Annotated in this window: 14 protein-coding genes; 7 read left to right on the forward strand and 7 right to left on the reverse strand. The window is 61.7% G+C overall.

Features of this window, described 5'->3' with window-relative positions; all coding sequences use genetic code 11:
- On the forward strand, window positions 1–1444 hold a 1444-nt coding region (mnmC, locus tag BN1123_RS12600; protein ID WP_042027349.1), incomplete at its 5' end, for a bifunctional tRNA (5-methylaminomethyl-2-thiouridine)(34)-methyltransferase MnmC2/FAD-dependent 5-carboxymethylaminomethyl-2-thiouridine(34) oxidoreductase MnmC1.
- Window positions 1445–1514: 70 nt separating this feature from the next.
- On the opposite strand, the gene BN1123_RS12605 is transcribed toward mnmC, so the two are convergent.
- On the reverse strand, window positions 1515–2114 hold the full coding sequence (locus tag BN1123_RS12605; protein ID WP_042027350.1) for a DUF922 domain-containing protein: 600 nt from the start codon (window positions 2112–2114) through the stop codon (window positions 1515–1517).
- A gap of 181 nt (window positions 2115–2295) precedes the next feature.
- Entirely contained in the window at window positions 2296–2679 is a 384-nt protein-coding gene (locus BN1123_RS12610; protein WP_224212371.1) for a hypothetical protein, read from the reverse strand.
- A gap of 277 nt (window positions 2680–2956) precedes the next feature.
- On the opposite strand from BN1123_RS12610, the gene dcuC reads away from it, so the two are divergent.
- From dcuC to BN1123_RS12635, 5 genes are all read left to right on the forward strand, one after another.
- Entirely contained in the window at window positions 2957–4309 is a 1353-nt protein-coding gene (dcuC, locus tag BN1123_RS12615) for an anaerobic C4-dicarboxylate transporter DcuC (protein WP_042027352.1), read from the forward strand.
- Window positions 4310–4396: 87 nt separating this feature from the next.
- On the forward strand, window positions 4397–6052 hold the full coding sequence (locus tag BN1123_RS12620; RefSeq protein ID WP_042027354.1) for a bifunctional metallophosphatase/5'-nucleotidase: 1656 nt from the start codon (window positions 4397–4399) through the stop codon (window positions 6050–6052).
- A gap of 147 nt (window positions 6053–6199) precedes the next feature.
- Window positions 6200–7843, forward strand: coding sequence for a hypothetical protein (locus BN1123_RS12625; protein ID WP_042027355.1), 1644 nt, complete (start codon window positions 6200–6202; stop codon window positions 7841–7843).
- 131 nt (window positions 7844–7974) lie between these two features.
- Window positions 7975–8478 (forward strand): M48 family metallopeptidase, encoded by a 504-nt coding sequence (locus BN1123_RS12630; protein ID WP_042027356.1) that lies wholly within the window; start codon window positions 7975–7977, stop codon window positions 8476–8478.
- A gap of 37 nt (window positions 8479–8515) precedes the next feature.
- Window positions 8516–9337, forward strand: a complete 822-nt coding sequence (locus tag BN1123_RS12635) for a DUF2927 domain-containing protein (RefSeq protein WP_042027357.1) — start codon at window positions 8516–8518, stop codon at window positions 9335–9337.
- Between the two features lie 226 nt (window positions 9338–9563).
- On the opposite strand, the gene BN1123_RS12640 is transcribed toward BN1123_RS12635, so the two are convergent.
- Both BN1123_RS12640 and BN1123_RS12645 read right to left on the reverse strand, forming a co-directional pair.
- Window positions 9564–9815 carry a DinI family protein gene (locus BN1123_RS12640; protein ID WP_026456204.1) on the reverse strand — a complete coding sequence of 84 codons (252 nt, stop codon included), beginning with the start codon at window positions 9813–9815 and terminating at the stop codon, window positions 9564–9566.
- 87 nt (window positions 9816–9902) lie between these two features.
- Complete coding sequence (locus BN1123_RS12645; protein ID WP_042027358.1) at window positions 9903–12332, reverse strand: DNA polymerase II; 2430 nt, start codon at window positions 12330–12332, stop codon at window positions 9903–9905.
- Between the two features lie 198 nt (window positions 12333–12530).
- On the opposite strand from BN1123_RS12645, the gene BN1123_RS12650 reads away from it, so the two are divergent.
- Window positions 12531–13022 carry a prolyl-tRNA synthetase associated domain-containing protein gene (locus BN1123_RS12650; protein WP_042027359.1) on the forward strand — a complete coding sequence of 164 codons (492 nt, stop codon included), beginning with the start codon at window positions 12531–12533 and terminating at the stop codon, window positions 13020–13022.
- Between the two features lie 98 nt (window positions 13023–13120).
- Here BN1123_RS12650 and BN1123_RS12655 read toward each other — a convergent pair whose 3' ends face one another.
- The 3 genes from BN1123_RS12655 to lpxM all read right to left on the reverse strand — a co-directional run bounded on the left by BN1123_RS12655 (window position 13121) and on the right by lpxM (window position 16275).
- The gene (locus BN1123_RS12655; protein ID WP_042027361.1) at window positions 13121–13981 is read right to left on the reverse strand and encodes a PA4780 family RIO1-like protein kinase; all 861 of its coding nucleotides are present in this window, start codon (window positions 13979–13981) and stop codon (window positions 13121–13123) included.
- Between the two features lie 161 nt (window positions 13982–14142).
- Entirely contained in the window at window positions 14143–15129 is a 987-nt protein-coding gene (locus BN1123_RS12660; RefSeq protein ID WP_042027362.1) for an LpxL/LpxP family acyltransferase, read from the reverse strand.
- Window positions 15130–15282: 153 nt separating this feature from the next.
- A complete protein-coding gene (gene lpxM, locus BN1123_RS12665; RefSeq protein WP_042027363.1) occupies window positions 15283–16275 on the reverse strand; it encodes a lauroyl-Kdo(2)-lipid IV(A) myristoyltransferase in 993 nt (330 codons plus the stop codon).
- Window positions 16276–16393: the final 118 nt, after the last annotated feature.

Here is a 16393-nt window from a genome sequence, read left to right on the forward strand (position 1 = left end):
AATGTGGACCCAGGAGCTGTTCGACGGCCTCGCCCGCCTCGCCCGCCCCAACGCCACCCTCTCAACCTTTACCTGCGCCGGTTTCGTGCGCCGGGGACTCATCGCCGCCGGCTTTGCCATGAAGAAGGTGAAGGGGCACGGCAGCAAGCGGGAGATGCTGGCCGGCGAGCGGATAGACAAGCAGCCACAGCAGACCATAGCTCCCTGGTATGCCCGCCCGGCCGGGCGGGAGGGGGACGTGCTGATGATAGGCGGCGGCATTGCCTCGGCCATGACGGCGCTCTCCCTGGTGGAGCGGGGCCGCAAGGTTCGGCTGCTGTGCGAAGATGGCGAGCTGGCCTGCGGCGCCTCCGGCAACCGGCAAGGGGCCTTGTATCCGCTCCTTAACGGCGAGCACGACGCGTTGTCGCGCTTCTATTCGCTCGCCTTTGGCCATGCCAGAAACCGGCTGCTGGCCCTGGCCGAACGTCATCCCATCGCCTTTGATCTGTGCGGCGTGACCCAGCTCGGTTATGACGACAAATCCGCTGCCAAGCTGGCCAAGATGAGCCAGGGCCCCTTCCCGCCCGAGCTGATGCTCCCATTATCTGCAACAGAAAGCGAAGCGGCTTGCGGTTTGCCCTCGGGCCATGCCGGGGTCAGCTATCCGCTGGGAGGCTGGCTCTGTCCGGCCGATATGACCCGCGCCGCCATCGAGGAGGCCCAGGCAAGCGGCCTGCTGCAGGTGGAATACGGCGCCCGGGTGGTAAGCATCGGCGAGCAAAGCGACGGCTGGCAAGTGATGAGTCATGACGGTCGCCACTGGCAAGCCCCCAATCTTGTGGTGGCCGCCGGCCACCAGTTGCCCGCCCTGCTCCCCTTTGCCGAACTGCCGCTCTATCCGGTGCGCGGTCAGGTAAGCCATATTCCGACCAGCCCAGCACTCGGTCAGCTCAAGACCGTGCTCTGCTACGACGGCTATCTCACACCGCCCCACAACGCGCATCACTGTATCGGGGCCAGCTATGGTCGCAACCAGACCAGCCTCGAATTTCGCGCCGATGAGCAGGCCCAAAACCGGACCAGATTGCAAGCTTGCTTGCCTGGCCAGCCCTGGCCCGATGAGGTAGACGTAAGCGGTAACGAAGCGCGGGTCGGGGTACGCTGCGCCAGCCGGGATCACCTGCCCGTGGTCGGCCCCGTGACCAGATTGCAGGGGCTGGCGGATCACTACGCCGGGCTGCATGGGGATCGACAAGATGCCTCGCCGCTGCCACTTTACCCGGGTCTCTATGTACTGGGCGCCCTCGGCTCCCGGGGCCTGTGCTCGGCACCGCTGTGCGGCGAGTTGCTGGCCAGCGAGATTTGCGGCGATCCCCTCCCCCTGGCAGCCGATCTGCTGGAGGCGCTCCACCCGGCTCGTTACTGGGTGCGCAAGCTGCTCAAGGGCAAGTCGCTGGCCTGAATCCCGCACTGCCAGCCATAAACAACAAGGCCGCCCAATGGGCGGCCTTGTTGTCGTCAGTATCAATCCATTAATTGGGCCAGCGCACGCCAAAACGCTCGCCATAACCGGTCTGTTCCTGAAACGCATCGATGCGCTCCCGGATCTTCTCCATCTCTTTGCTGCCCGCCGCCCAGGCGGCATAGCGCAAGGCCTGGCAATCGCCGTGGCTCGGCAGGGCCGCGATGGCACCACCCACCAGGCTGCTACCCCGCTGCACCATCTCCTTGAAGCGGGACTCATACTCGAACATGCTGGAGAGTACCCTGGCCCAGTCGTCGCGGGCAGATCCCGTGCTGTTGCGGCTCTGGTTCCAGCGGGGCAGCAGCACGGTCGCCTGGGTCAGGACAGTGACCTGGGTAAGCTGGCAGCGCCCCGGCAGCTGCTCCGTCTCGAGCTGCCAATCCACCTGATAACTTGCCTTGCCAAGTACCACCTTGCCATTCACCCTGGGGGCACTCTGGACGATGGCGCTGGCCAGTTGGTCCGGGCTGGTTGCATTGACGTCATAAAAGCGCACATTGATGCGGGATTCGGGCACCACCTGCGGCCTGACTGTTTGCGCCTGGCTCGCCAGCGGCAGCAACAACAACCCGATCCCTACCACCATGTTATGAAACTTGCTGACCATGCCAGACTACCTTCCTTGATTGCACGGGCGAAACAGCAACCGCGCCGAAACGGGTGCCACATAGATAACGCTATAGCCTATGTGCGACCAGGATGCTGCGCAATACCATGATTGTTCAGAAATCTGAGCCCGCTCACAGGTTCCGTGAGTCACCTGGGCGCCAAGGGTGAAATTGACAATTTTATCGCCTGGATCCGGCTATTCTGCGCCAGCTAAGGTGATAATTTTTCACATTGATGTCATGACCATCTATCTGAATGAAATGATCATTTTCAATGCGGTTGGCAAAAAAGCGGCGATCTGCCCGATCTCTTAACCACAACTCGCAAAGTCCAACCTTCCCTCGCCGGGGATAAAATTGGGGGATGGTCAACAGCACCACCCCATCCACTCGCATGGCCTGCCGGGAGAGACAATCGTCACTCGTCATGCCGGTGATCAGGGCCGCGAAACGGGGACCCTCTCCCACGGCGACCATCAGCACGCCGTAGGCGCGGGCTGCCGTCAGGTGTCGCATGGCGATCGCCTGACAAGGACCCGTCTGGTGAAAACCGTCGTTGTTCATTGCCAGCACTCGATTTGGCATAAACATCAAACAAGCACAAATTAAACAGAGCTTAATTCTGTGGAATTGCAACTTCAAAATACATAAACCCTTAAAACCATACAATGGGAGTCAGATTAGGCAGTCATAACTACCAGGTAAAGTGCTTTTATCCTTTTAAAATGCTGTTTCCACTGGGAAATGTTGATGTGGAGCAAACTACTACCGGCTTGTTGTCGCGGGATTACCCCCATAGGAATAGACTTATGCCACTTTCACCTACCCAATAAGGCTATATATGCTGGAACTCGTTATCGGCACCCTGGTCACCCTGGTGGTGGGCCGTGCCATCTTCAAGGGATACTCCGCCACCGGCGTGCTGCTCAGCGGTGGCCTGCTATTGCTGCTGGTCACCGCCCTGATGGGCAAACCCGTCCTGCCAAACAAGGTCGCCAGCACCGGCTACCTGGCAACCGACATCTTCGAATACGTCCGCTTCCTGCTCAATGACCGTGGGGGTGGACTGGGGATGTTGATCATGGTGCTGTGCGGTTTTGCCGGCTACATGAGCCACATTGGCGCCAACACCATACTGGTCAAGCTGGCCAGCAAGCCTCTCGGCTTCATCAAGTCCCCCTACATCCTGCTGGTCGCCGCCTATCTGGTCGCCTGCGCCATGTCCCTGGCGGTCAGCTCGGCCACCGGTCTCGGGGTATTGCTGATGGCGACCCTGTTCCCGCTGATGGTCAACATGGGGATCTCCCGTGGCGCCGCGGCGGCCGTCTGCGCCTCCCCGGCCGCCATCATTCTGGCCCCCACCTCAGGTGACGTGGTGATGGCCGCCCAGGCCGCCAACATGCCGCTGCTGGACTTTGCCTTCAAGCTGACCCTGCCCATCTCGCTGGTGGCCATCGCCTGCATGGCGGTGACCCACTTCTTCTGGCAGCGCTACCTCGATCAGAAATCCGGCGAACACAATGAACCTGTGGCACCGGGTGATCTAATCACCTCGGCTCCCGCCTTCTACGCCATCCTCCCCTTCACTCCCATCATCGGGGTGCTGGTGTTTGACGGCAAATGGGGACCGCAGCTGGATATCGTCACCATCATCGTCATGTGCATGGTGCTGGCCAGCCTGCTGGAGCTGATCCGCGTGCGCAATGGCAAGGAGCTGCTGGACGGTCTGCAGGTGTGTTGGCGCAACATGGCGGATGCCTTCGCCGGCGTGGTCATGCTGCTGGTAGGTGCCGGCGTCTTCGCCCAGGGTCTGATGACCATCGGCTTCATCGACACCCTGCTGACCCATGCCCAGGATCTGGGCTCAGGCGGCCTGATCATGATGCTCTCCCTGGTGGTGATCACCACCCTGGCCGCCTTCACCACCGGCTCGGGTAATGCCCCCTTCTACGCCTTTGTGGAGCTTATTCCCAACCTGGCCAGCAGCCTGGGCATCAACCCGGCGTACCTGGTGATCCCCATGCTGCAGGCATCCAACCTGGGCCGCACCATCTCGCCGGTCTCCGGCGTGGTGGTCGCCTGTGCGGGGATGGGCAAGCTCTCCCCGTTCGAGGTGGTCAAACGCACCAGCATGCCGGTCGCCGTCGGCCTGCTGGTGGTGATCCTCGCCACCCAGATCATGGTCCCCGCCTGATCCCCCACCAGCCCGGCGCCTGCCGGGCTGGTATCTTGCCCCCCTGTTGCAGTAGACTCGGTGCCTCTTTCCCTAAGGAGGACCGAGATGAGTATTACGGTTCAACTTGCCCACTTCAGTGATTGCCACTCCCATTTCGACGGCGCACCGATCAGCTTCTCTCCCGTCGGTCACCCCCAGTGGCGCACCCAGTGCGGCGGTTATGCACGGATCCTGACCCGGCTCACCCAACTGCGTGCCAAGGCCGCCAGCCAAGGCCAGGCCAGCCTCTTCTTACATGGTGGCGATACCTTTCAGGGCTCACTCTATTTCAACCGCTTCAAAGGTCGCGCCAACGCCGACCTGATCGCCATGTTGCAACCCGATGCCATGGTGATCGGCAACCACGAGTTCGATCTGGGTAATGGCCCCCTGGTGGAGTTTTTACGCCAACTCGATTTTCCCGTGCTGGCTGCCAACCTGGACAACAGCCAGGAGCCCGACGACACGCCCCTCGGCCTCTGGGATCTGCCCCACCTTTATGATGCGCACCAGCCCTGGCATCGCCGTAAACTGGGCGGCGTGCCGTTTGCCCTGCTCGGCATCACCCTGCCCCAGATGGCTGCCATCGCCAACCCGGATCCCCACACCCGCTTTCATGCCGTGGCCGACACCCTCACCCGGGTGCTGCGCGAGATCAAGGAAGCGGGGATCCACCATATCGTGCTGCTGAGCCACCTCGGGCTGGAGCAGGACAAACTGCTGGCCGAGAGATTCCCCCAGCTCAGCCTCATCATCGGCGGCCACACCCACAGCCTGCTGGGGGATCTGGCGCCGCTGGGACTACCAAGCGAAGGGGAGTATCCCCTGATGCAAAACGGGGTCGCCATCCTGCATGCGGGGCACAGCGCCCTCTGTCTCGGGGTGTGCGAACTGGCCTTCGACGAGGCGGGCCGCGTGGTACAAAGCCGAGGGCAACTGGAATGGCTGCCGTGGCAACCCTGGCCGTTTGCGGGTGACGTCCCCGCCGGGCTGGTCTTTTGCGAGCCGGATGCCAGGGTGGAACAGCATCTGGCCAGACGCTACCGGCCGGAGATCGACACCATGACCCAACGCATCGTCACCCACCTCGACACGCCTTTGCTGCATCAGCGCCTGCCGGATGCCCTGCTGCCAAACGGCAGCCAGGTGGCGCCACTGGTCGCCCGGGCCATGCTGGCAGCGGCCCGCGAGCAGGTCGGTCAGGTGGATTTTGCCCTGCACAATGCAGGGGGCGTGCGCTGCTCGCTGGAGCAGGGCCCCCTTAGCGAGGCCGATATCGCCGGGCGTCTGCTCCCCTTCGCCATCCCCCTCACCCTCTATCGGGTCCATGGTCACGAGCTGGCGGAAGCACTGGAGGGAGCGATTGACAACGCCACCAACAACGGCGTGGCCGGCAATGGCAGCGGCAGCTTCCCCTACACTGCCGGGGTGCGCTTTTGTTACCGGGCCGAGCAGCCCAAGGGGGCGCGCATCACCCGGCTGGAGTGGGAGCACTCCCCCGGCAACTGGCTGCCAATCGAGGCCGATGAGGTCTATCGCGGAGTATCGAGCGCCTATACCGCCTCCGGCAAGGAGGGCTACACGGCGCTGGCCCGAACCCTGACCCAGCACAATCAGGAGCTGGGCATCACCCTGGCGGACGCCTTCATCCGCTGGGCCCGTCACCTGTCGACCCTCGCCATCCAGCCACCGCTGGTCGAATACCATACAGCTACACCCTGACAACCGGGGAGTCATGGCCTGATCCGCCTTTGGATCAGGCCATTTACGAGAATATTTGCCCCGCACGGGCCTGCCCCATTGCATCGGACTCGCGGCCTCGGCAAGATAGGCCCGCTTTCAAGACCAGCTGCAGGAGCAGGCGACTTCATGACTCACTCCATTCGTTTCACTCCCCCTCGTGTCAACCCGGGCGTCAAACCCGTCGTGGTGCTCATGACCGGCCTGCTGGCGCTGCTCTTCAGTTTGCGTAACCCCCTGTTTTACGCCATGGCGCCAGGATTTGACGCCTCGCTGTTTGCCGTCATGGGCAAGATGTGGAGCGAGGGGGGCGTGCTCTACCGGGACATGATCGACATCAAGGGGCCGATGATCTTCGCCCTCGATGCGCTGGGCTATCGCCTCGGCGGCTTTGTCGGGATCTGGGCGCTGGAGTGGGGGCTCTGCTGGCTTGGGCTATTGGCAAGCTGGCAGGCGTTTGCCCAGCTGGGGTTGTCGTTTCGGGCGCGCCTCGGCGCCATGCTGGCGGTGCTGGCGCTTTACGGCACCCGTTACTACTACGGCAACATGACCGAGGACTGGACCTTTCATCTGGCCCTCATCGCCCAGTGGGCCTTCATCACCTTGCTGCTGGACAAGCGCTTCGAGTGGTGGCCCGCTCTGGTGGCGGCACTGACCTTCGCCATCGTCGCCTGGATGCGCACCAACAATGGCGCCTTCTGGGGTGGCTGGTATCTGGTGCTGTTCTGCCACTGGTGCCTGCACGAGAAGTGGCGCGACGCCCTCTTGCTGCTGCTCTCCAGCCTGCTGGGGCTGGCGCTCATCGGCGGCCCGCTCTACGCCTACTTCCAGCAGCACGATCTGCTGGCAGCATTCAAATACTACGCCTTCGATATCTTCTTCGAGGGGAGCTACGGTAACGGCGTCTCCCCCGCCGTCGGGGCCGTCGGGCTGTTTCGCACCGGCCTCATCATGTTGCTACCCCCCTTCATCCTGCTGATGCTGGGCCGCCGTCAGGAGTGGTACCTCCCCGTGCTGCTGGTCACCCTGTTTGGCGTGCTGTTCACCCTGATCGCCAACTCGGTCTCCGGCCATGTGTTCGATCACTACGATGTGCTCTACCTGCAGCTGGGTCTGCTGCCGCTGGCGGTGCTGCTGGATCGCAGCGAACAGCAGGCAGATGCCATGGGACTACTGTGCATCTCTCTGGTGGTGCTCACCGCCAGCTGGCTGCTGGCCCAGCAGCTCGGCTATGGCTGGAGCACCAAGGAGTGGTCCCTTGCGCGGGTAAACGAAGTGCTCGGCAACAGCTTGCTGTGGGCGCTGCCTGTGCTGATCCTGGTGCCCCTGTGGCGTGCTTGGGATGTACGCAGCGCCACTCCCTGGCTCGCCACCCTGGCCATGTTGATGCTGATGATCAACAACGCCTGGGAAGGCACCCAGAAGGGGCGCCCCTTCAATCCACCGGCCCAGGTGCGGGTCGATCGGATCAAAGCCGAAACAACCCCGAGCGACAAGATCTGGGTCGACGGCATCCAGCCGCAATATTATCTCTGGACCGATCGCCAGCCGGCATCCGCCTACCTCTTCTTCGCCAACGTCAACCCGCCCTATGACGTGCGCGAGCGGGTGCTGGCCGATATCCAGCGCCAGCAACCCAAGTTCATCATCGCCAAGCCGGAACGGGTGAGCGAGGAGCTGAAAAAGCCCACTTCCCCCTCCCACCTCGCCTTCTACCAGTACCTGACAAGCCGGTATGAAGAGGTGGATCCGGGGCTCTATCGCAGACGCTGACGGCTCTCAGATACAACAAGGGCGGCCATGATGGCCGCCCTTTTCATTGCGTTTTGCGGCCTGCCGGCGGTAGGCAAGCCGGCTCACGATGACTACAATGGCGCTTTTTTTGGATGTAACGGGTGACACACATGGTGGAACTGACCTATCTGGGGGGCTATCCCGAGCCTCTCAAGGCCCAGGTGCAGCAGCTGATCGCGGCGGGCAAACTCGGGGAAATGTTGGCCAAGCGCTATCCGGACAGTCATCAGATCCAGAGCGACAAGGCGCTGCTGGCCTACACCATGGATCTGAAAAATCGCTACCTCAAGAGCTCGGCGCCGCTGGCCAAGGTGGTGTTCGACGGCAAGATCAACGTCATCAAGGATGCCCTCGGCCTGCACACCTATGTCAGCCGGGTGCAGGGCAGCAAGCTCAAGGCCAAAAACGAGATCCGCATCGCCGCCCTGTTCAAGGAGGCGCACCCCGCCTTCCTGAAGATGATAGTGGTGCACGAGCTGGCTCATCTCAAAGAGAAGGATCACAACAAGGGCTTCTACCAGCTCTGCCAACACATGGAGCCGGACTATCATCAACTGGAGTTTGATTTGAGGCTCTGGCTCACCTGGCGGGATCTGGAGCGGTCCGGGCGCTGATCGGCCAGGCAGAGGGCTGGGGGAGATCATGGCATTGATGTGCATTGTAAAACGAGTGATAACCCTTCCCCATGGAGGGTGGCGCAGGTTCGCCCTGCTGCCTGCCTTACTGCTTTCCTTGCCTTGGCCCCATGTGAGCGCTGCCGAGCGCTGGCAAAGCGACAGTTACCTTATCGAGAGCTTTATGACCATCGCCATGAAGCGGGAGTATGGCGAGGCAAAACAGACCCGCTTCGCCCGCTGGCAGCAACCCGTGCGCCTCAAGCTTGTCAACGAGTCGGGAGACAAGCCGCTGCAGGCGGAAGTGGTCAAGGTACAAGCCGCCCATCTGGCCCGCATCACGGGCCACCCCATCACCCTGGTCAGCGACAATCCCAACCTGACCCTGATCATGACCGATTACCAACGGATGAAAAGCTGGGCAAACCGCACCATGGGCGGAGATCCGTCCGTCAACATGGCCCTCAAGGAGGGGCTCTGCCTGGCCAACTTCGCCACCAACAAGCAGCACGAGATCAGCCGTGCCACCATCATCATTCCGGTAGACTACAGCCGGGCCAAGGGGCGCTTTCTCGATTGCGTGGTGGAGGAGTTCACTCAGGTGATGGGGCTGCCCAACGACTCCGACAAGGTATTTCCCTCCATCTTCAACGACCACAGTGTCGACAGCTTCCTGACCGGCCTTGACTATGTGCTGCTCAAGCTCGCCTACCACCCGGCGCTCAAGGCGGGAATGAACCGCGAGGAAGTCAGAGCCGCCCTGCCCGTAGCAATCAAAGCACTGCGCGCCCTGGGGGAGATAAGCGAGGCCAACCGCCGGGTACAGCAGCAAAGCCTGAAAAGCTGGGCCGGACTCTGAGTCACCATCAACCCGTGTCCTGCCCCATCCGCTCAAAACAATAACGCAGCCCATGGCTGCGTTATTTTGTTTCAGGGATGTCGTCTCAGGGGCGCCCTCGGGTACAAGAAATCCGTATGACAACACCGACCGCCCCGCAGGCGTCTCCGTTCGTTGTGCTTTCCTCTGCTTACGCTTTGCTTTCACAGCCCCGTGCAGCCCCCGCGTCAGCAAGCTTGCTGACAGCTCAGGAGGCGAGGCTCTCCTCCGGCATCCAGCTGTCGGCATTCTCCCACACCTCTTGCACCATGGCTTCGGCCAGCTCTTTCTCTTCCTTGCTGGCGCGGCTGACGGTCAGGGACATGGTGCTGCCCGGGGCAACCCGTACATGCAGATCCGGGAACTTCTCCCCCAGCTGCTTGAGCAGCTCCTGGCGCAGTGCTTCCATGGTGGAGGTCGGGATCTGATGTTTCTTATCGATGATGATTTCCAGACGCATAGGATACTTCTCCATGATGATTGACTGTATTTTTATACAGTGCTTTTGAAAAGTAAAGAGCCTGGTAGAGAAAGGAGCAAATGCCCCCTAGAAAAGGTCCAGCTGCTGGCCGCAGATCCGCTCGAACGACTCGCCGATAAAGGGCAGGATGGCGTCGGCAATGGGCCTGAGCTGCTTGTCGATGTAGTGCTCGTAGTCGATGGCGCTGCGCCGGTATTCGAGCGGCTCGGGGCCGTTCAGGGTCATCAGGTAGGCGATGGTTCCCCTGTGCTGGTAGCGCTGGGGCAGACCGCGGCGCAGGTTTTCTTCATCAGCAAGGCGCGCCGCCCGCACATGAGGTGGCACGTTTTTCTGGTACTCCTCGAGTTTTTGCCGCAGCCGCTTGCGATAAATAAGCAGATCGTCGTGCCGACCGGCCCGGGTCTCGTCCACCATGGTTCGCACATAGCTGCCGGGATCCTCATCGTGAAACACCATCTCATAGAGGCGGGTCTGGAACTGCTTGGCGAGCGCCGTCCAGTCGGTGCGCACCGATTCGAGCCCCTTGAACACCAGACGTTCAGCCTCTTGACCTCCTGGCGCCGCCACCAGGCCGGCGTAGCGCTTCTTGCTGCCCTTCTCCAGCCCGCGAATGGTGGGCATCAGAAAACGGCGGTAGTGGGTCTCGTACTCGATCTCGAGATGGCTCGGCAAATCGAACTCGCGCCGGATCAGCGCCGTCCAGTTGTCGTTGATCATCCGGGCAAGCTGTCGGCCGATCTCGTCCGCCTGCTCGGCGCTGGTCTCGCGCCCCAGATGGACGAAGGTGGAGTCGGTATCGCCATAGATCACCTCGAACCCCTGCCCCTCTATCCACTCCCGGGTCTGCTGCATGATGCCGTGACCGCGCAAGGTGATGGAGGAGGCGAGCCTCGGGTCGTAGAAGCGGCAGCCCCCCGAACCCAGTACCCCGTAGAAGGAGTTCATGATGATCTTGATGGCCTGGGAGAGCGCCTTGTTGCTGGCCGCCTTGGCCCGATCCCGCGCCGCCCACAGGGTAGCGATGAGATCCGGCAGGAAGTGCCGCTCGCGGGAGAACAGGGCGCCGCGAAAACCCGGGATGGCGTGGTCGGGATGTTGCAACCCCTCCACCAGTCCCATGGGATCGATGCAGAAAGTGCGGATGATGCTGGGATAGAGGCTCTTGAAATCGAGCACCAGCACGTGACGATAGAGGCCCGGTTTGGAGTCCATCACATAGCCGCCCGGGCTCGCCAGCCCACCGTCGGCAGGTAGATTGGGGGCCACATAGCCGCCGCGATGGAGCCGCGGCAGGTAGAGATTGGTAAACGCCGCCACCGAGCCCCCGACCCTGTCCAGCTCGAGGCCGGTGAGGGAGGCGCGCTCGATGGCGAAGGGGATGAGGTGGCAGAAATCGAAGATCTCCCACACCAGCTTGCAATCTTCCAGGTTGTAGCGGGCGAGCGCCTCCTTGTCGGAGTGAAACAGCTCGGTGATCTTTTCCCCACGGTTGGCCACATCCTCGATATCCTTGCCGCGCCCGAGCAGTTCGCTCGCCACCGCATCCAGGCTGTAGCTGGCAAACTGCCAGGTGGCACTTTTCAGGGTATCGATGCCGTCCAGCACCATGCGCCCCGGAATGATGGCATTGCCGGTCTGGGGATCGCTGCGGGAGGAGCGCCAGAAGCAGAGCTCACGCCCGCGCCCAAGCCTCAACCGCCGTTTGTTGAGCTCGGCCCGGCGCAGCAGCAGGCGAAAGTCGAAGTTGACCACGTTCCAGCCGATCACCAGATCCGGATCGTGGCGGCTGAACCACCCTTCCAGGGCGCTGAGCAGGGCATCCTCATCCGCCACCCACTCGATGCGGGTCTCCCACTCCTCGGCACCGGCCTCGGGGGTACCTATCATGATGACCCGTGCATCCTGCTCGCTGTAAAGCCCCACCGAGAAGAGCGCCCCGTCCATGGCGCACTCCACATCCAGCGACACCCAAGAGAGGGCAGGCGTCACCGCCTGGGGCGCGCAGCGCGCCTCCTGCACCTCCCAGTAACCCTGCTTGCCTCCTTTTCTCACCACCTTGCCGCCAAAGCGCACCCCGGCGGTGATAAAGCGCTCCATGAGAAATCGCTCAGGCAAGCGGATATCCGCCTCGAAGTGCTCGAGGCCACGAATGAGCAGCAGCTCGATGGCACGGTGAAACGCGCTCAGGGTGGCAAAGTAGCAGCCCACCACGGCGCGGCCATCGAAGGTATGCATCGGCAGGCGGCGAAATCGCCCGCTCACTCCGGCCCCCTTGAAGAGTTCGGCGGCCTCCGCCATATGGCTTTGCGGCAGAAAGAAGACCGGCTCCTGCCCCGGCACCACTAGCCGCACCGGCCCCTGCTCGCTCCAGAGCCACATCACGATCTCGGTGCGCTCCCCCTGCGCGCCTCGCCCACGCACATCCCGCCCGTGACGGGTCAGGATAAAACCTTCCTGGGGGGGCATCGCCGGGGGCGTGGGCTGGAACTCGGTCATACAAGCTAACGGGGTCTGTCCTGGAATGGGAGTATTGTACGTTCATACAGTACCGGCCCGCAATCGCCAGAGCGGCTGCACGCGAAGGGGCGAGCTGGTAAGCTGGTCTTTCGCCTACGACGCCGGCACGGTTGCCTGCGGCGCCCTGCCCGGCTTTGGTATTCAGCTATCGGTACCCTCAAACACAAGGAGATCATTGTGGCCCTCTATGCCCTGCTGGATCGGCTGGCCATCCCCTACCAGCGTTTCGACCATGCCCCCGTCTTCACCTGCGAGGAGGCAAGCGACCTGCTGCCCGACCTGCCCGCCGCCAAGACCAAGAATCTCTTCCTGCGCGATCCGAAAAGCGAGCGGCTGTTTCTGGTGGTGGCCCCGGAGACGATCCGGGTCGATCTGAAAGCGCTGGCCGCTCGCCTCGGAGTCAAGCGCCTGAGTTTTGGCTCCCCCGAGCGACTGGAGGCCGCCCTCGGCCTCACCCCGGGCTCGGTGACCCTGCTGGCCGTGGTGCGCGACACGGAACAAGCAGTGGAGCTGGTGGTGGACGAGACCATCTGGCAGGCCGAGCAGGTGCAGTGCCATCCGCTGGTCAATACCGCCACCCTGATCCTCAAGCTCGACGATGTGCGCCGCCTGCTGGCTCACCTGGGGCGTCAGGCGAATGTCATGGCACTGCCCGAGCGGGCTGACTGACACACTTCGCCATGTGATCTTGTCTAAACGTCAATTGCCCGTGACACTCCCGACAAAAAGAGCGCCTGATGGCGCTCTTTTAGGTGACAAGGCAGGGGTCAGTAACTCCCCTCCTGCTCGGCTCGCATTCGCGCCAGGCGCGCCAGCGCCTCCTCCTCGGCGCTCTCGATTTCGTGCAGCACAGCATCGAGATCGACCGCGGCCGTGCTCTCTTCAAACAGGCCGGTCAGCTCGCTATCCGGGGTCAATTTTCCCTCTTCAAACAGCGCCCACATCTCAGCGGCGTACCGGGTCTTGAGAAGCTCGGGGGCATACATGCCGTAGTAGTTGCGCATGTTGTTGACGTCCCGCTCCAGCATGGCCCTGGCCTGGTTGTTGGCGGCAGCATCCACCACCTGGGGCAGATCGATGATGACGGGGCCCTGCTCGTCCACCAGCACGTTGAATTCGGAGAGGTCCCCGTGAATGAGGCCGGCGCAGAGCATGCGCACCACGTAGCGGATCACCTTGCCGTGATCGATGAGTGCCTGCTCGCGGGAGAGGGCCACATCGTTGAGGCGGGGGGCGACATTGCCGTCGGCGTCGGTCACCAGCTCCATCAGCAAGACGCCATCGAGACAGACATAAGGTCTGGGTACCCGCACACCCGCGGCAGCCAACTTGAACAGAGCGTCCACCTCGGTGTTCTGCCACACCTCCTCGTGCTGTTTGCGACCGTATTTTGAGCCCTTCTCCATGGCCCGGGCATTGCGGCTGTTGCGCACCCGGCGCCCCTCCTGATAGACCACAGCCTGCTTGAAGCTGCGCTTGGACGCCTCTTTATAGACTTTGGCGCAACGGATCTCGTCGCCGCAACGCACCACATAAACATCGGCCTCTTTGCCGCTCATCAGCCGGCTGACGACCTCGTCCACCAGGCCATCATCCACCAGGGGCTGGATTCGATTCGGAATTTTCATGACCGCCCTTTCACCCTATTTGCGCGCCGAAAGAGAGCATCTCGCCTCTTTCCCCGCTCCTTGATTGTTCGTGGGCCACAGTTATCCCCTGTTTGACCCTTTGCTGTCCACTGCGGCGCACACCTTTGGCCACAAAAATGGCCCGCAAGCGGGCCATGGGATCAAGGGTCGGGCGGCAAGCCTTCACGAATGCGCCGGATCCCCGCCTCATAGAGGCCATCGGGCCCCTCCTGGTGTTCCAGGGTTTCGAAGATCTTGAGAAACCACATGTACTGCTCGGGATGGCGCGCCACCTGTTGCTCGACCATTCGGTTCATGGTGTTGACGTCAGCCAGCAGATCGTCGCCGGGATAAGGGTCGAACGGTGGCTCAATTTCGAGCAGGTAGCAACCGGCATCCTCGTCATAGCTGGCAAAGATGGGCACGGCCTTGGCGCCGGCCAGTTTCACCAGCTTGGGCAGGGCCGGCAGGGTCGCCTTGGGGTGACCAAAGAAGGGAACGAACACGCTCGCCTCGCGGCCATGATCCTGATCCGGCAGGTAGAAGAAGCTGGCTCCGCTGCGGATCGTCTTGATGGCGGGCTTGATGCCGACGCTGCGCTCGTACACCTTGCCCCCCTTGGTCCGCTCGCGGTTGATGTACCAGTCAAATACCGCATCCTTGGGGCTCTTCATCATGGTGCACATCTCTATCCCCATCAGGGAAAAGTAGCGGCCAATCATGTCTACCGCCCAGGTGTGGGGTACCACCAGGATCATCGGCCGGCCTGCAGCCTGCTCGGCTGCAACATGTTCCCAGCCACTCACCTTGATGCGGCGGGTCAACCTGGCACGACTGCGCCATGTCAGCTCGCCAAAGCCCATGAAGGTCTTGAGACCGACCCGAATAGACTTGAGCAGCAGCGCCTGGCGCCCGGCCACGTCCAGCTCGGGAAAGCAGATCTTGAGGTTGGTATCGGCGATGTAGGCCTGTTTTTTCGAGACCCGCAGCAGGGTCGGCGCCACCAGATCGGCGAAGCGATCCCGCCATCTGGCAGGGATGAAGGCCAGCAGGGAGAGCAGTCCCAGGGCACACCAGCTGCCCCACCATTTGGGATGCAGCAGGCGGGTTTGGAATGAGGTATCAAATACCGGATCGGATGCGGACATACCTGCCCTCGGTTCATAAAAACAAACGGTTATTGTAGTTATCCTGACATTTTTTTCTACTCCGGGGGCACCCCATCGCCGATGGCAAGGCACTGATCGGACTAGTAATAATTAAAAATGGCCCACATGGGGCCATTTTTGCAACGAAGTAAATCAGGGTTGGGGTGACAACCCCTTGCGGATCCGCTGGATCCCCGCCTCATAGAGGCCGTCCGGCCCCTCCTGGTGTTCGCGGGTATCGAAGATCTTGAGAAACCACATGTACTGACCGGGGTGGCGAGTGAGCTGCTGTTGCACCATGTCGTTCATCCGGCGGGTATCCGCTATCACATCCTCGGTGGGATAGTTGTCAAACGGTGCTTCTATTTCCAGACGGTAACAGTGAGCGGCTTCATCGTAGCCCGCCAGCAGCGGCACTGCCTTGGCACCACTCACCTGCACCAGTCGTGGCAGGGCGGGCAGGGTCGCCTTGGGATAGTTGAAGAAGGGAACGAAGATGCTCTTCTCGCGCCCGTGATCCTGATCCGGCAGGTAGAAGAAGCTATGCCCCCCCTTGATGGTTCTGATCACCGCCTTGATCCCGGCGCTGCGCTCGTAGACCCGGCAGCCATTCTTGGCCCTGGCCCGGTTGAGGTGCCAGTCAAACACCGGATTGCGGGCACGCTTCATCATGGTGCACATGGGCACGCCACGCTGGGTGAAGCAGTAACCGGCCGCATCCACCGGCCAGGTATGGGGCACCACCAGGATCACCGGACGGCCGGCCTGACGCTCGGCCTCGATATGTTCCCAGCCGCTGACCTGGATTCGCTTCATCAGGTAACGGGGGCTGCGCACGGTGAACTCGCCAAATCCCAGCAGACTCTTGAGGCCGACCCGGATGGAGGTCATCGCAATGGCATCCCGCTCGGCCGCACTCTTCTCGGGAAAACAGATAGCCAGGTTGGTTCTGGCGATATAGATCTGTTTTTTGGAAAATCGGAACACCAGGGGCGTCAGAGCTTCAGCCAGGCGATCCCGCAGACGAACCGGCACAAAGGCCAGCACCATCAAGATCGCCAGCGCCAGCCAGCTCAACCAGTAACGGGGATGCAACAAACGGGGTTTGAAAGAGGCGTGAAATACGGGGTCTTCTTGGACGGTCATCGATTGGAGTCAAGCGAAAAGTGGTGAGGCATTGTAGTTGGCCTGACAGGTAATACCAGTGAATTCTCAGACAAACGAATAAAAGTGCCGTGAATTCATTAATCTGCGACAAAATAAT

Origin of the sequence: Aeromonas enteropelogenes (assembly GCF_000819845.1) — a bacterium.
In the GTDB taxonomy this organism is placed as follows: Bacteria; Pseudomonadota; Gammaproteobacteria; order Enterobacterales; family Aeromonadaceae; genus Aeromonas; species Aeromonas enteropelogenes.

Coding starts and splice junctions, on each gene's coding strand:
- BN1123_RS12635 (WP_042027357.1), top strand. CDS start 8,516: ATGTGCATTGTAAAACGAGTGATAACCCTTCCCCATGGAGGGTGGCGC.
- lpxM (WP_042027363.1), bottom strand. CDS start 16,275: ATGACCGTCCAAGAAGACCCCGTATTTCACGCCTCTTTCAAACCCCGT.
- BN1123_RS12660 (WP_042027362.1), bottom strand. CDS start 15,129: ATGTCCGCATCCGATCCGGTATTTGATACCTCATTCCAAACCCGCCTG.
- BN1123_RS12630 (WP_042027356.1), top strand. CDS start 7,975: ATGGTGGAACTGACCTATCTGGGGGGCTATCCCGAGCCTCTCAAGGCC.
- BN1123_RS12625 (WP_042027355.1), top strand. CDS start 6,200: ATGACTCACTCCATTCGTTTCACTCCCCCTCGTGTCAACCCGGGCGTC.
- BN1123_RS12605 (WP_042027350.1), bottom strand. CDS start 2,114: ATGGTCAGCAAGTTTCATAACATGGTGGTAGGGATCGGGTTGTTGTTG.
- BN1123_RS12620 (WP_042027354.1), top strand. CDS start 4,397: ATGAGTATTACGGTTCAACTTGCCCACTTCAGTGATTGCCACTCCCAT.
- BN1123_RS12640 (WP_026456204.1), bottom strand. CDS start 9,815: ATGCGTCTGGAAATCATCATCGATAAGAAACATCAGATCCCGACCTCC.
- BN1123_RS12655 (WP_042027361.1), bottom strand. CDS start 13,981: ATGAAAATTCCGAATCGAATCCAGCCCCTGGTGGATGATGGCCTGGTG.
- BN1123_RS12645 (WP_042027358.1), bottom strand. CDS start 12,332: ATGACCGAGTTCCAGCCCACGCCCCCGGCGATGCCCCCCCAGGAAGGT.
- BN1123_RS12610 (WP_224212371.1), bottom strand. CDS start 2,679: ATGAACAACGACGGTTTTCACCAGACGGGTCCTTGTCAGGCGATCGCC.
- dcuC (WP_042027352.1), top strand. CDS start 2,957: ATGCTGGAACTCGTTATCGGCACCCTGGTCACCCTGGTGGTGGGCCGT.